The organism is Microcoleus sp. MOSTC5 (assembly GCF_036701825.1).
In the GTDB taxonomy this organism is placed as follows: Bacteria; Cyanobacteriota; Cyanobacteriia; order Cyanobacteriales; family Microcoleaceae; genus Microcoleus; species Microcoleus asticus.
Genome location: NZ_JAUBRK010000010.1, coordinates 117,995 through 131,615 on the forward strand (window position 1 = coordinate 117,995; position 13,621 = coordinate 131,615).

General features: G+C 44.9%; 17 protein-coding genes and 2 tRNA genes. 2 read left to right on the forward strand and 17 right to left on the reverse strand.

Going from position 1 to position 13,621, the window contains the following annotated elements:
• Positions 1–11 precede the first annotated feature (11 nt).
• Positions 12–839: a hypothetical protein gene (locus QUA54_RS07465; protein WP_333200856.1), complete on the reverse strand. Its 828-nt coding sequence runs from the start codon at positions 837–839 to the stop codon at positions 12–14.
• Between the two features lie 152 nt (positions 840–991).
• Here QUA54_RS07465 and QUA54_RS07470 point away from each other — a divergent pair, with 152 nt between their 5' ends.
• Positions 992–1,384: a DUF4189 domain-containing protein gene (locus QUA54_RS07470; RefSeq protein ID WP_172192011.1), complete on the forward strand. Its 393-nt coding sequence runs from the start codon at positions 992–994 to the stop codon at positions 1,382–1,384.
• A gap of 135 nt (positions 1,385–1,519) precedes the next feature.
• Here the strand turns inward: QUA54_RS07470 and QUA54_RS07475 are convergent, their stop codons facing one another.
• Positions 1,520–1,867: a hypothetical protein gene (locus QUA54_RS07475; protein WP_172192009.1), complete on the reverse strand. Its 348-nt coding sequence runs from the start codon at positions 1,865–1,867 to the stop codon at positions 1,520–1,522.
• 429 nt (positions 1,868–2,296) lie between these two features.
• On the opposite strand from QUA54_RS07475, the gene QUA54_RS07480 reads away from it, so the two are divergent.
• On the forward strand, positions 2,297–2,551 hold the full coding sequence (locus QUA54_RS07480; RefSeq protein WP_333200853.1) for a DUF433 domain-containing protein: 255 nt from the start codon (positions 2,297–2,299) through the stop codon (positions 2,549–2,551).
• A 168-nt stretch (positions 2,552–2,719) separates the two neighbouring features.
• Here QUA54_RS07480 and QUA54_RS07485 read toward each other — a convergent pair whose 3' ends face one another.
• The 15 genes from QUA54_RS07485 to tuf all read right to left on the reverse strand — a co-directional run bounded on the left by QUA54_RS07485 (position 2,720) and on the right by tuf (position 13,494).
• Positions 2,720–3,652 (reverse strand): hypothetical protein, encoded by a 933-nt coding sequence (locus QUA54_RS07485; RefSeq protein ID WP_333200851.1) that lies wholly within the window; start codon positions 3,650–3,652, stop codon positions 2,720–2,722.
• Between the two features lie 220 nt (positions 3,653–3,872).
• On the reverse strand, positions 3,873–4,142 hold the full coding sequence (locus tag QUA54_RS07490) for a type II toxin-antitoxin system prevent-host-death family antitoxin (RefSeq protein ID WP_333414057.1): 270 nt from the start codon (positions 4,140–4,142) through the stop codon (positions 3,873–3,875).
• Between the two features lie 287 nt (positions 4,143–4,429).
• Entirely contained in the window at positions 4,430–4,888 is a 459-nt protein-coding gene (locus tag QUA54_RS07495; protein WP_333414029.1) for a DIP1984 family protein, read from the reverse strand.
• A 73-nt stretch (positions 4,889–4,961) separates the two neighbouring features.
• A complete protein-coding gene (locus QUA54_RS07500) occupies positions 4,962–6,401 on the reverse strand; it encodes a hypothetical protein (protein WP_333414058.1) in 1,440 nt (479 codons plus the stop codon).
• Positions 6,402–6,428: 27 nt separating this feature from the next.
• A complete protein-coding gene (locus QUA54_RS07505; RefSeq protein ID WP_333414030.1) occupies positions 6,429–6,926 on the reverse strand; it encodes a hypothetical protein in 498 nt (165 codons plus the stop codon).
• 53 nt (positions 6,927–6,979) lie between these two features.
• Entirely contained in the window at positions 6,980–7,672 is a 693-nt protein-coding gene (locus QUA54_RS07510; protein WP_333414031.1) for a hypothetical protein, read from the reverse strand.
• Positions 7,673–8,043: 371 nt separating this feature from the next.
• A tRNA-Lys gene (locus QUA54_RS07515) sits at positions 8,044–8,111 on the reverse strand.
• A 539-nt stretch (positions 8,112–8,650) separates the two neighbouring features.
• The gene (locus QUA54_RS07520; protein ID WP_172191997.1) at positions 8,651–8,851 is read right to left on the reverse strand and encodes a hypothetical protein; all 201 of its coding nucleotides are present in this window, start codon (positions 8,849–8,851) and stop codon (positions 8,651–8,653) included.
• Between the two features lie 126 nt (positions 8,852–8,977).
• Positions 8,978–9,175, reverse strand: coding sequence for a radical SAM protein (locus QUA54_RS07525; protein ID WP_333186638.1), 198 nt, complete (start codon positions 9,173–9,175; stop codon positions 8,978–8,980).
• Between the two features lie 304 nt (positions 9,176–9,479).
• A complete protein-coding gene (locus QUA54_RS07530) occupies positions 9,480–10,442 on the reverse strand; it encodes a GNAT family N-acetyltransferase (RefSeq protein ID WP_333414032.1) in 963 nt (320 codons plus the stop codon).
• Between the two features lie 189 nt (positions 10,443–10,631).
• A tRNA-Lys gene (locus QUA54_RS07535) sits at positions 10,632–10,705 on the reverse strand.
• A 178-nt stretch (positions 10,706–10,883) separates the two neighbouring features.
• Positions 10,884–11,090: a DUF6887 family protein gene (locus QUA54_RS07540; RefSeq protein ID WP_333414033.1), complete on the reverse strand. Its 207-nt coding sequence runs from the start codon at positions 11,088–11,090 to the stop codon at positions 10,884–10,886.
• On the reverse strand, positions 11,090–11,239 hold the full coding sequence (locus QUA54_RS34415; protein WP_445301535.1) for a DUF6888 family protein: 150 nt from the start codon (positions 11,237–11,239) through the stop codon (positions 11,090–11,092). Before QUA54_RS34415 ends, QUA54_RS07540 begins: the two co-directional genes overlap by 1 nt.
• Before the next feature lie 127 nt (positions 11,240–11,366).
• Positions 11,367–12,149, reverse strand: coding sequence for an ATP-grasp domain-containing protein (locus QUA54_RS07545; protein WP_333414034.1), 783 nt, complete (start codon positions 12,147–12,149; stop codon positions 11,367–11,369).
• Positions 12,150–12,264: 115 nt separating this feature from the next.
• Positions 12,265–13,494, reverse strand: coding sequence for an elongation factor Tu (gene tuf, locus QUA54_RS07550; protein WP_333414035.1), 1,230 nt, complete (start codon positions 13,492–13,494; stop codon positions 12,265–12,267).
• Positions 13,495–13,621 lie beyond the last annotated feature (127 nt).

The following is a 13,621-nucleotide window of genomic DNA, read 5'->3' on the forward strand; positions in this document are numbered from 1 at the left end:
GTAATCAAGAATTATCGATTTTCGACGACTCCAACCAATGAATGCAAGTCGAAGTCTTTGTCCAATCCGCTGAGACAAATGCCCGCACTCATAACTGTCAAATCATTTTTGGCGATCGCAGAAGTGTGGTGTTCTCCACTCCCGCTAGTCCATTCAACCAGCCAATAATTTTCGCGATCGAAAAAATCCCGCAATTCACCGCCGCCCATTTTCAACGCCCGCTGCAAGCGCTTTTCTTCCCGCACTTTCGGATCGAAATCTTTAATATTTTGGGACACCAATCCGTAAACAGTTCGCATTTCTGGCGTCATCCCTTTAAAGCGAACATCTTGAGGCAAAATCAACTTTTTCAAAGCTGCTTTCAATTCCTCAGACGGCAGCGGAGCGGCGCGCCTGTCAATCTCTTCAAACCACAAACAATGACCGTCCCACCGCGCAACAATCGGCTCAAACTGCGAACCTTCAGTTACTAAATGAACTGGTACGGGTTTCGCAACACCAGTGCGCTGTTTAGCATCAGATTCGTTAACAGGATAAGCCAGCCAAGTTTGCCCTTGCAGCACGCAAGCCAACTGCAAGCGAACGGGTACGAGCAGTTGCAAATACTCTGCCACTTGCGGCAAACTCGGCTCCTCAATCACCGCAGCAATTTTCTCATTAATTGGTTCAAAAATAGCCCATCCTTCAAAGTTTCGCGGCTGCGGTTGAAAAGTATAAATCATTGAGCTAACCCTTATCCGCACGCTTCCCCCGCGCACGCAGGGAGCTAGGAATTGGGTATCGAGTAGCTGCCCTTCTTTAGCCGCGAGTTGGCTGAGGATTTTGCGGATATCTGCCACTGAATTGACCTCCGTAATCTTACTTTTTTTTACAGAACACACTTTTAATTTAACTAATATAAATATTTGTAAAGAGTGTTGACAGGAATGAATATCCTAATCTAATATTGAGCGAACCTCCAAATTTAACCTTGTAGATTTCTCAAGTAAATATGCTGCAAAAGCTCTTTTCTAAGTTGGTTGTAGTGACAGCTTTGACACTTCCTCTTTTTGGCTCAGTCCAGGTAGCTAAAGCTCAGGACACCTATGGAGCTACTGCTTATTCTCCGACTTCTGACGCCACTGGTATTAGTTGGGATCATGCTACAGAGAAAGAAGCGCTAAACGCAGCAGTAGCCGTCTGCAATGAACAAAGCGAAGGTGCTAACGACTGCGAACCGCTGACATCTAATAGCAATAATTGTGGAGCGATCGCAGTAGGCAAAGGAGGAGCAGGTGCGGGCTGGGGCGACGATAAAGCAGCAGCAGAAGCTCAAGCTCTCGCCGGTTGCAGCGAACTAGATGGCGGCAACTGTAAAGTCCAACTTTCAGCTTGCAACAACTAATTAAATTGATAAAAATTGAGCCGAGCGGTGTATATTTTCGTTCGTAAAACCGCTTAAAAAATAGGAAATGTAGGGTGCGCATTGCGCACCTTACCAAATACAACTCCGCTAAAAGTTGGGTGCGCATTGCGCGCCTTACAGTGAATCTCCTACTTCGGAAGTAACTGCATCAGGTGGCAGCAAACTTTCTAATCTATCTTTAGACCAGTATTCAGTAGGGTAAGCGAGTGCAATAATATCAGAGACTCGAATCAGCCACGTAACTTGTCCGTAAGCATCGATATTTTCCGCCTGTTCGTGAGGGGGAACTATTACCAAAAGTTCCGCAAACTCCCCGAACAGATTAATCGGGATGCCGCCGAAACTGCTATTATTTGTTTTAATCCAAACTTTGCTGCCTCGATCGAGAGCTTCTTGCAGTCGCTGGCAGAGCAAACTGGGTTTTTTGACCTGGGATTTTTTGGCTTTCGACTTTTTTCCCATAGTTTTAAGAAGTTAAAGTAGTTGTATTGTGGGCTACACCGTGGGTTACACAGTGGGTTGAGATTTAGTACGATCCTCTTCGAGGGCTTCGCTAACGCGGTTTGGTATTTAAACGGACAAAAGGAAAAAGGGCGATCGCCCCGTCGCTACCCCATCACTCTACTCTATAAGAAAGTGCTGTAGTGCGATCGTAATAACAATTTAATCGCAAAACCGCGAAATGACACCAGTTCAAAAAAAATGTGACTCTAGCCAAACTCCAAACCCTTAACTCATCAGTGATTCCCAATCTAAAATCCAAAATCTAAAATCTAAAATGGTATGACCTGCGGTGGCACTGTTACAAAGTCAGTCAACGAGGTCAGTGTTTTTACTGTACCCAAATGCAGTATAATCGGCGGAATCTTCCCCAATCGTTTAAGTAAAACAATGGACTGGCGAAAGCTCATTCATCCAAACCCGAAAGCTTCAACAAGTCAACCAGCAGCGCCAGAAACTCGATTGTCTGTAGAATTCTTGCTGGGCCTCTTTGCTGCGGGATGGACGGAACAGCAGGTGTTAGAAAAATATCCTGCACTCACTTCGGAAAAGTTGCGCGCGGCTTTGGCTGCTGCGGATTCCCAGTTAGTGTCATCCATCGCTAATCCAGAATTACAAGAAATTATTGCTCAAAGTAGAGAATAATTTAAAAAAGGTAAAAAGTTGTCGCTTGAGGATATTGAGGGAGATGTTTGGTAGTAAAGATTGATATTAAATCTCAACTTCCCCTTAAATTTTCTCTAACTCTTTCTCGAAACTCCAACACCGCCTCAAGGGGATCTAGTTGCTCCACATAAGATAACTTTCGCTTGCTTATTGGTTTGGCCGAACATACAACTCTAATTTGAGGATGCGAGAGTAGATTTGCCTAATAATATCCTCAATCTCGTTGCTTTTTTGAGCCAAATCTGCATCAAAAGCACCTTCATGCAAAATTTTGCTCCGAATGTCATAAGCTTCTTCAACCGTAGAAACTGCATCTTTATTTTCAGGAAAATGTTCCTTGACAAGGCGCCTAATCGCTCGAGAAACTGATTCCTGCTTTAGGCCATTAATCCGACCTATGAGTGACGATTTAATATCGTCGGGAATAGAGGTAGTTTTTAATTGATCGACAAAACTCTTCACTAACTCTTTAAGTTCTGCGTTCTCATAAGCTTCTTGCTGGGCGAGTGGTTCAAGGGAAGAGACCAGTCCAACAAATCGAGCACGCTCAGTAGTTTCGAGTCTGGCAGATGCAAACAGCTCCATTGATACTAAGAGTTTTTCATCAACATCAATAATATTAGCTGAAAATATCTCCTTGACAAGCTGCACCATTCTGCTGCTGTTCATAACCACGGTGAAACTTGCCGTTACCATACATCCACTTCCGCTCTCTTTGGTACGATCGTATACCATACAAGGTCGTGGAGTATGATAATCAAGGCGAAGTGGATGCTTCCTTGATACGGCTGCCCATAGCAGAGCCAATGAGAGCTTTAATCCCTTCTGTTCAGCTTCACCCGCAGTCGCAAATCCTTCCACGTATACATCTAGTTTTTGCGGCTTTTCACTCCCCAACTGGCTCACATCTTGTGATGGTAATATACGGACAATAGACTTATCATCAACTAAAAGGCACGCTTCACCCTGAAAGGGTAATTCATATCCTTTATCCAAGATGATTCCAACCTTTGCTGCGTAGGGGTGACGGTTTGGACTTTCATAAATTATTTGTCTGGGTTCAGGTTTCTTTTTGCTCATTAGGTGTTTGCCAAAATGATAGAGCATTTAAATATTGAGCGCTAGCTGACAGGGTGACAACCCCGTCAGGTCTATGATACCCTAAAAATAAGTAAGGTGCGCAGTGCGCACCCTACAATTTACTTATTATCCCTCTAAATCTTTGATTAATATTGAAGTCAACAACTGCTCCTCCCAAGTTTAGAGTATAGTGGAAGATTGTGATTCGGTCATCAATGGTTTAACTGGCGATCGCTACCTCATTTTCAGTATCATCCTCTTCATTAATGCCAAATTTTTTGCAAATTTCATCGAGTGTCTGAGGTTGAATGACTCTTGCTTTAGCTCTTTTTAATGCTGTAAACAAACGAGTTGCATTGGCAGGCGACCTCAGCAAATAAAGCGTTTCTAGCAAACTTTCTAATTCTGCCTCAGAAATCAAAACCGCATTTTTGCCGTTCGGTCTAGTAATAACTATTACCTCCCCAGTTTCAACAGCGCGATCGCACAGATTTTTAAATTTGCTTCAGCTTCAGTGTATGTAATCTTAGTTGACATCATACTGGAATTCCCAATATTTTTTGCAATTGAGCAAGAAACCCCTAACCCACCCTCACCAATATCAATAGACCTGCACGCGGTAGTAACTTTAACAATGCCCTGTACCCTTGTAACAATACTGGGCTTAATTTGTGAGGTTTTAGCATGACCCCTCATGCCAGCTTAAAAGGCTGGTGCCAACTTAACCCAATTGGCAGGGTTTTGTGCTCGCTTCTATTGGTTTGGCTACCAACTTGCTCAATCAATAAGTTCAGTATTCCAGTTTGCTTGCTGTATTTTAGTATCTAACTCCCGATACTGTCTAGACATTCGATCCATTTGCGTTTGCAGTTCACCAACGTCGATCGTACTGAAAAATTTGACTTCCGATCGAGTATAGCGGTCTTGCCTCAAAGCGCTTGCGTCAACTACAGAATTGTAGATGCCACGCTTAAGCCCGAGAGCATCTCTTTTGGCTAAAGCATCCGATAAAGTCACTCCATCTTCCAGAGTTGTCAGCGAATTAGTTTTGTTAATTTTTTTAATTAAGTCTTCCAGCTCTTGCACCCCAGCATCTATTTCGCTCATCAGTGCTTGGGGATTTTCTGCAGGTTCTTCTCCTTCCTGTACTTTAGCACTTCTTGTCAATCTGGATCGCAGTTGTTCCATTCTTTTTTGACAGTCAGCTCTTAAAATTAAAGCTTCAGCTAGTTTCATAGTGTGTGTCCTTCAGCTCCGTACTAATTGTAACTATATAATAAGTAAGGTGCGCTACGGCGCACCCTACAATTTACTTATCATCCCTCACCGGCAGCGGCGTGTCCAGAACTTCCATCAACAATTCTAGTCGGGAAGGACGACTCAACATCGGCACTAAATTCGGTAAGGAGTAATAATCTCCCGCAAACGTAAAGGTTTCTACCGATACTTTTTTCTCCTTCAATTGCTTCTGAACATATTCGCACCAAGCGCCAACTCGCACAATCACAACATCAGGAATCACCCCCAAACTGCGGCAGTATTTCTGATAAGCATCTGCAAAATAAGGTGCAGTGTTTTCGCCTTCATCTGTTACCATAATGAATTGCTCGACAACCTGCTTTTTAATTCGCATTGCTTCCACTGCGCAACCGCAACTTGTGCCGCCGCCAGCGCGAATGTGCTTGAAAGCGCGTTCCCAGTCTGTCAATTCGCTGCCGTTTGCTTGCACTGGATACGGCATTGTGTCAAAGGCATAAACGAACAGTGCAGCATCGGAAATGCCGGAAATCAAAGCAGCGAGACGCTTCCCGACTTCGATCGCACTTTCCATGCTTCCCGACTTGTCAATCAACAAACCAGTCGCTTTAACAATCTTGCCCCGCTTCTTCACCTGTTCGTTTGTCACCGCTTCCAGCTTCGCCGCCGTTGCTGCGTCGAAGTTTGCGCCCGCGCCCGCAACACTCGCTTTGTAAGCAGAAACCCGATCGCACTTTGCAGCTTCATCCAGCTTCGAGTCAATCAACTGCTTGACTTCCGCGTGATCCATCGCGCCGCGCGACTGAATCGATTTCAAATTGTTGATGACTTCCTGCGGCGACATCGAGTTAATCAGCGCGGCCAAAACCGTTGGCGTTAGCTGTCTGATCGCACCAACTGCGATCGTGTACGGAATCTTGTACTCCACAATCAAATTCGCCTGTTCCGCAGGTGTCGCCGCCTTTGCTAACTGCTTCAAAACGAATGCCAGAGAGTCTTCCGGCGGATTGTCTTTAAACAGAATAGCGTTAGCGCGATCGCTCGGCTTGACGTGCAGCGTTGCGTACAAATGCTTCATCGCCTTGCGGTTGCGGATGGCGGCACGATCGAAAAACTGTGCATTCTTTTCCCGCGATTTCAGATAGCGAGTGACAGCAGTACGCGCGCTGCGGGGCACCTTATTCTGGTGCTGCTTCATAAAGTCCACAATCCGCGAAACCTCGTAGGGAGGGAACTCTTGCAGCATCATAAAACCGGCATCTCGGTGTTCCGTCAGCGCCGAAGTTAGCAAGTTTCCGGCAAAAACTTCCTTGTGATCGCGCACGTCGCCGTGACGCTGATACCACACTGCTAAATGACCGTAAAAAATTGGGTCTAATTCGATAATTAACTTGTGAATTTCTGCTACTTTTTCTAATAGACGGTGAGGAGTGGTGAGCAGACTGTTGAGCATTTCCAAACGTAAATCCCGCTCGGCTGCATTCATATTCATTGTACAATCTCCCATTTTGATTGTTAACTAATATTTTGTGCTTATCGCCTCATTCCGCGATGGATTGAAATCCCTGGCTGTTTCGGATTCGAGGGGCTTCAAATCGGGTTCAACCCAGCTATTTCTGGCTTCCCAGGACATCAGGCGATCGCGGGTGTAATAGCGAAATGGTAAAGTGCAATCGGCATATTTTGCAATTAAACCGTTAGCCAGATGTACGATCGAGCGATTGTGACTTTCATCGGCGAGATATCGGCCAACATTTCGCACCCAAAATAGCGTTACCGTTTCGTGATACCCGCTGTTTTGTGTGGTTTCAATTCCTTGAACCGAGTTGTAACGTTTAATGCCATTGCGAATCGCATTGATTGCTTCTTGCTCGGAGTCATAAAACAGATACCACAGAGCAACCGTTAAATGCGCTTCGTGCGTCCATTGACTTCGCGGCAAGCTGCATTCTTGGAAAGCATGAATCAGACTGTCTATCTCCTTGGGCGATCGGTAAATTATAGTTGTAGTTTTCATAATTTAATTCTCCTTCCTCACCACTTTCACATCTTTCGTTTGCAGTCAGGACTTCAGTCCTTAGTTTTAGCTAGTTGTTCCATAATTAACTTAATTTGTTTTTTGTTGCACTGACGTTTGCTCGCAACGTACTTCTCCCGGTTCACAGAAGATTTATTTGTGTTTATTGCCAAGGGTTCAATATCTGCTAGCTCGAACGCATACCACAAATCATCTATTTTGCGATAATGATGATAAGCATCTACGAATACAAAATCATCTGGCTTTTTTTTAGGTACTTTCGGAATTCTCTTAGCTAAACAAAGAATTCCAGTCTCAGGATGGATATAAAGTTGCTTGTACCAATAACCAAGAGGAATATCTGTACCATAAAATCCACGTTTTTTTCGATAAGGAACCCCATCAATTAACACAGCATTCCGTTCCACATAGCCCCATACGTGAGAGAGAATATGTTGGCCGGATAAAGTAGTGATATCGAGAATTTGACACAGTTTGCTGTAAACATCATCCCAATACTGACCTACATGAGATTGCAGCCATTGGTACAGCGGGCCCAGACAATCGGAAAACCATTTTGTCTTGTTTCTAGGCTTAATTAAGTAGGGGCTAAGCAGTCCATCTGTAGTAGCTTCTTCAGTTAGTTTTACCAGAGATGTTTTTTGCCCTTTTACCTTTCTTGAGCTGATTCTCAACCCTCCACGAGGCCGCTCAATGACATTTTCAGCTAAGCGATGTTCGCTCATAAGTCAACTTTGCCTAAGATACTAAATTAGCGTTAAAAATTCATTGCGTACTCGGTTAAAACAGATCAATAGTCAAACAAAGTCTCTCTCTAAGAGACTAAGAAAGGAGATATTGAAACCTGATTTGATATGAGATGTTCCGCGCAAGTTAGCAAAGCGTTTTGACAGGCCGAACGCTCTACCCCTGAGCTACAGTCCCTTTTAAGGGACTGGCAGGATTTGAACCTGCGACAAATCGGATGGATTGTGTGTATTCGCTTCATTTGTGAGGGCGCGGAACAAGATTTTTAAACATCGAGACTAATTGCTAAATCATGGTGACTATTTATAATAGTGAAAATCACTTCGCGCAAGTCAAGAAAGCCGTTGTTCATACGCAGGAGTTGAACCCGCGACCTTTTCCTTAAGAGGGAATTGCTCTACCATGAGCTAGTATGTAAGCTTCCTCAGTTAGGACGCGAAGTGTTTTTTCACTACCTGACAGATACCCCGCACAAGTCGCTAAAGCTATTGACATTATGTGCTCTATCCGTTGAGCTACATCCCCGAGGCGGGGATGATAGGAGTCGAACCTATTACCTTTGGTTTAGAAGACCAAAAAGTGTGTAAGCTTCAACTGTTGGGGTGCGGTGTAGCTGTTTTTCAACTCTAAAAAATTCAGGTATAAGAGGCAGCGCACAAGTCAGAGAAGCTTTGTTTTTTTTGCGCCTCGCGGCGAGGTAGGAATCGAACCTACTATTCGATGTTTAGTCGAACGTTGCCAGTTTGTAAGCTTCTTTAGTTGGGGTGCGCCCCCTAATAGCTGATGAAATTTTTGTTCCGCGCAAGTATAAAAAGCTTTGGACAGTTTCTAGTGTGTCTACCATTCCACCATAAAAGCCGAAGCCTTCAGCGGGACTCGAACCCGCAATCTTTTCAGAGCTAGAACCCTAATGTGTGTAGGCTTCTCGAATTGGGGCGCGGAATCAAAGTGAATTTCTAGCCGTAAACGGCTTCTGGGCGGACAATTAAATCGCCGCTGGGACGCCGATCGAGCACGTAAGACTCGAAGCGATCGCCCTTGACATCAAAATGGTTGGCCAGACGTTCTTTAATAGCTCGATCGCTCATTCCTGCCGCGATCCCCACTTGGTTTTCTGCCAAGTCATAGGAACGTCCTTCAAAACGAATGTGAACCATTACCGATACCTCCTAGAGCAATTTTGGATTTGGGATTGGTAGCTTATCTGCTCTCGACTTTGGCTTTTTGTGAGATTTAGCAAATTGCCAGTATCGGTAAAGATTCACGAAATATGATAATCTTTACTAAAATAAGCGCCGTTCTAAATGATAAGCTTGTTTGATTTTGCGGAGTTCCTCAGCCTTTTTGGTTGATTGAAATCTGGCAGAGCTTGTCTGTTCTGAATCCGCATGAAATTCGTTGAAATTAGACTGATTTCGTACAACATCTGACTCGGGGCGAGTCAGTTTGTAACCGAACAGTTTCGTATAAAGTAACAACATGACAATCGAGTCTGTATTGCAAGACTTTCAAATTGATGTTTCTTGAAATTTTGAGCAATATTTAGTTGTCAACGTTCAGAATTTGCACGAAAAATACAGGTTTTTGCTTGTCCTGCGCTTTCCATATTTACATACTACAAACATACTACACAGGTGTCAAGGGGGTAGCAAAAGTTTTTTAGATAAAACTTACACGAGTGGCGAGAAACCAGGTTTTTTCCGGAAAATGTTTCGTTGCTACCCGCAGATCAGGTAAAAAACCGGGTTTCTTGGGTCAAAGCGCGATCGCGAACTGTAACATGGGTTAAACATCCTTAACATAGGAAATGCTGTTGCGAATATTGTGGAAGCCAGCAGACTCGTAAAGACGCAATGCACCTGAGGAATTTTCAGCATCGACGCCGAGAATAGCAGTAGCCACACCGGCAGCTTTCAGTCGATGCAAACCAGCGAGCAACATCGCTCGTCCCAATCCCATTTTGCGGAAGCCGCGCCTAGTGCCGAGACAAGCAATCCAGCCTTCATTGCGCCCGGTACGATCGCACTCTTCCACACTAATCTCGCAGTAACAAAAACTGACAAATGTGCCGTCATCAGCAACAGCAATCAAGTCTAAATCATTTCTGTAATCGGGTTTAGCTAACTTGTGCTTAAATTTATCCACTGTTAAATCGTGATGATTCCAGTGATCGATAAATGACTGGTTGAACATTTCTACCCAAGCTGCCGCCTCCTGTTCGCCGGGGAACTGACGCAGGGCGAAACCTTCGAGAAAGTGCGGTTCTGGGATCGGTTCAGAGAGCGATCGCGCCATTCGGTAAAAATAGCGATCGACCTTAAAACCGCAACTTGCCAGCACAGAAATGCGATCGCCATCCTCAGCGCGCGCGTAGGTTCGCAGCTTCACGCGCCCGCCCCGCATCGCAGACACCTCGCGCATTCGCACTTCACCCCAGGCGATCGCCGCTGCTTCCACATCACCTCCGCGCGCGTCTGGGTGGACGCGAAACCACAGCCAACCGTCAATTACTTCGCCCGGTTCAGAAACCGACAACTGAGCAAAACCGATTAATTTTCCCTCCGCATCTTCCCAAAGGCGGATATCGCGGGCTTTGTCTAGGGATGGCGCGTTAAATTCTTGTTGCAATTCCGAGATGGAAGTACCTTCATCGAGCCGATCGACTTCTTCGCAAGTATTGATTAAATGTGCGATCGCCTCTAAATCGCGATCGCCCGAATAGCAGCGCGCCGAGAGATTTGCCATCATAGCTAATCACCATTTCCTGTTGTTATTCAGTTTAAAAATAGCTTGGGCGATCGCACTTTTATCGATCGACAGATCGGATCTGTCGATCGACATTAAAAATCCCACAACGCAAATACCCAGACGCATCCAACCTCTACAGCAGTTGATTGCACTCGTGAGTTTCGATAAATTTGGTTTCAGGATTTGGGATGGGAGTAGAAGGACTTGAACCTTCGACCTTGAGATTAAGAGTCACCTGCTCTAACCAACTGAGCTATACTCCCGCATCTAGGCTACTATAACACAACTGTTCTGAAAATTCAACTATTTTTGTATAAATTTGTGGCGATCGCCCGGGGTCAATATTTAACGCAAGTGCGATCGCGCCATTACAACCTCAAGTAACTTAAGTAGCGGCTTTCGTTTATTCGCTGCAATGCGGTGTTATGGCGCTGTACTGCGCTACTTCTGATGCTGTGCCATTTGCTGGCGAATTGCTGTCTGAATTTTGACATCGAAGTCTGGATCGTCAACTGTTGTAATGACTCTCGGCGATCGTTCCCGACGTTTTGCTAGATAAGCTTGAAAAGCAGCTCGATCGTCTCGGTGGTCAAGAAAGTACCGCCTTAACTCTCGGTAAGACATTGCACTGTAGTTAATTTGACTCATTACAGCACCTCCCCATTCGGCGTAATTTCCAACTCGATTTCCTCGTTATTTCCTGCCAAGATGAATAAATTTTGAGTGCGATCGTCAATGCAAATGAGGTGAATGGGCTGAAACATTAAATACGTCAACTGGTAGCCAATTCGATACAAACCCCTCTATTGTGCGTTGGTAGGCATTTAACCCCTGTTAGTTAAATCATATTTTTTCAGTATACAATTTATTCTACCGATCGCCTATGCTCAACATTATAAAATAATGAGTCTTTCCGATCCTACCTTATCTGCCCCAGAGTTGTGCAAAACGTTCGGCAGACCATCCAACCAAGTCTGATACTTGCCCATCTCCAATCTCGACAATTCGCTTGACTCCATCTTGGCGCTCTACTGCATCCACACTGAAAAATTTGCTGTAAATTCTGGCAGCACATTCCCTCACAATATCAGGGATTTCTTCGCCCTCACAAGCAGCAAATAGTTTGCCGCGTACAGCGAAGTAACGCTTCTCTGATTCTACAACAAAATCCTCGACAAGTCGCACACAAATCCCACCTTCTATGGTTCCTCGGAACTTTTGCATTTCGGCAACGATCGCTCTAATTTCTGATGGGTGTTCAATAATTGAACCGCCTGAGGTTTTGAGAGACTTAACGTAATCTTTGATAAAAAACCTTTCCCAGCCTAATGTTCTCAATTCGCTTTCCAAATCATCATCAATGGTGTAAAACTTAGTTGCTGGGGTTAAATCGGCGATCGCAGGATACCAATTTGGCAGATAGTGCGTTAATAAATACTCAGCTTGGGAGGTAAAGGGAAAAGCTCCTGCGCTCTCTACAGCATTAACCAACAGTTCGTAGTCCGAGGGTGAAAGCATCCAACCTCTGTAAACTACTTCTGAGTTTGGGGGAAGCGGCGGGCTGATTTTAGGTGAATTGTCCCCCAAGGATTCTAAGCAGATAGCCGCAGTGTTGAATCCTGCTTTATTAAGCGATGCAGCTTGCTCAATGTACATCTCATCAACCTGTTTTGGATTGAAGTAATCGCTAGGAAAAAGAAATATCATGACAGCTTTATTTTTGGTACATAGCAGAACAATAATATGAGTAATTGTACATAAAAAATAATCAGTAAGGTGGACTTTTGCCCACCCTACTGATTCTAATTGGTTCCGGAAGCGTCTACTTGAGAATGTGGGAGACGACACCGGCGCCGACAGTGCGATTACCTTCGCGGATGGCAAAACGCATATTTTGTTCGATCGCGATCGGCTGCAACAACTTCACAGTCATATTAACCCGATCGCCCGGAACTACCATGTTGATCGCGCTGCCGTCATCAGTGGTAAAAGATGCGATCGTACCTGTAACATCCGTTGTCCGCACGAAGAATTGAGGGCGATATCCCGCAAAGAAAGGAGTGCGGCGGCCGCCTTCTTTTTCAGACAGCACGTAAACCTCAGAATCGAATTCAGTGTGAGGTTGAATTGAACCGGGTTTAGCAAGCACCATCCCCCGCTCAATTTCGTCTTTTTGGATGCCGCGAAGCAACAAACCGACATTATCTCCAGCCATTCCTTCATCCAGAATTTGCTGGAACATTTCAACACCGATCACAGTTATCGTGCGAGTGTTTTGGATTCCCACCAATTCCACAGTATCGCCGACTTTGATTTTACCCCGCTCGATTTTGCCCGTGGCGACAGTTCCCCGACCTTTGATCGAGAACACATCTTCCACAGCCATCAGGAAAGGTTTGTCAATATCGCGATCGGGCGTAGAAATCCAGTCATCTACCGCATCCATCAAATTGTAAATGCCATCAACCCACTCATCCTCGCCGCGATGTATTTTCGGATTAGCAGTCATCTTTTCGAGCGCTTTCAGTGCCGAACCTGCGACAATTGGAATATCATCGCCCGGGAAACCGTAAGAACTGAGAAGTTCGCGAATTTCTAACTCGACTAACTCCAAAATTTCCGCATCGTCCACCATATCTTTCTTGTTTAAAAAGACAACCAACTTCGGCACTCCCACTTGCCGTGCTAACAAGATATGTTCGCGAGTTTGAGGCATCGACCCATCGGCGGCCGACACGACGAGGATTGCACCATCCATTTGAGCGGCACCCACGATCATGTTTTTCACGTAATCAGCGTGACCCGGACAATCAACGTGAGCGTAATGGCGATCGCCAGTTTCATACTCAACGTGAGCCGTATTAATCGTGATTCCCCGCTGTTTTTCTTCCGGTGCAGCATCGATTTCATCGTATTTTTTAGCCTTGGCCCGACCCTGTGCAGCCAGCGTCATTGTAATCGCCGCTGTTAGGGTTGTTTTGCCGTGGTCAACGTGACCGATCGTACCGACATTGACGTGGGGTTTGTTCCGTTCAAATTTGGTGCGTGACATTACATTTGATTCTTCTCTAAGAGTTGTTTTTGGTTTTTAATCATGAGTTTTTAGTCCTTAGCCTGTTATTGATGACTAATGACTAATGACTAATGATTAAAAAGGAAAGTGGAGGAGTCGAACCTCT

Excerpts from the sequence above, each read along its gene's own strand:
- QUA54_RS07470 (WP_172192011.1), top strand. The coding sequence starts at position 992 with ATGCTGCAAAAGCTCTTTTCTAAGTTGGTTGTAGTGACAGCTTTGACA.
- QUA54_RS07475 (WP_172192009.1), bottom strand. The coding sequence starts at position 1,867 with ATGGGAAAAAAGTCGAAAGCCAAAAAATCCCAGGTCAAAAAACCCAGT.
- QUA54_RS07480 (WP_333200853.1), top strand. The coding sequence starts at position 2,297 with ATGGACTGGCGAAAGCTCATTCATCCAAACCCGAAAGCTTCAACAAGT.
- QUA54_RS07485 (WP_333200851.1), bottom strand. The coding sequence starts at position 3,652 with ATGAGCAAAAAGAAACCTGAACCCAGACAAATAATTTATGAAAGTCCA.
- QUA54_RS07495 (WP_333414029.1), bottom strand. The coding sequence starts at position 4,888 with ATGAAACTAGCTGAAGCTTTAATTTTAAGAGCTGACTGTCAAAAAAGA.
- QUA54_RS07500 (WP_333414058.1), bottom strand. The coding sequence starts at position 6,401 with ATGAATATGAATGCAGCCGAGCGGGATTTACGTTTGGAAATGCTCAAC.
- QUA54_RS07505 (WP_333414030.1), bottom strand. The coding sequence starts at position 6,926 with ATGAAAACTACAACTATAATTTACCGATCGCCCAAGGAGATAGACAGT.
- QUA54_RS07510 (WP_333414031.1), bottom strand. The coding sequence starts at position 7,672 with ATGAGCGAACATCGCTTAGCTGAAAATGTCATTGAGCGGCCTCGTGGA.
- QUA54_RS07520 (WP_172191997.1), bottom strand. The coding sequence starts at position 8,851 with ATGGTTCACATTCGTTTTGAAGGACGTTCCTATGACTTGGCAGAAAAC.
- QUA54_RS07525 (WP_333186638.1), bottom strand. The coding sequence starts at position 9,175 with ATGTTGTTACTTTATACGAAACTGTTCGGTTACAAACTGACTCGCCCC.
- QUA54_RS07530 (WP_333414032.1), bottom strand. The coding sequence starts at position 10,442 with ATGATGGCAAATCTCTCGGCGCGCTGCTATTCGGGCGATCGCGATTTA.
- QUA54_RS07540 (WP_333414033.1), bottom strand. The coding sequence starts at position 11,090 with ATGAGTCAAATTAACTACAGTGCAATGTCTTACCGAGAGTTAAGGCGG.
- QUA54_RS07545 (WP_333414034.1), bottom strand. The coding sequence starts at position 12,149 with ATGATATTTCTTTTTCCTAGCGATTACTTCAATCCAAAACAGGTTGAT.
- tuf (WP_333414035.1), bottom strand. The coding sequence starts at position 13,494 with ATGTCACGCACCAAATTTGAACGGAACAAACCCCACGTCAATGTCGGT.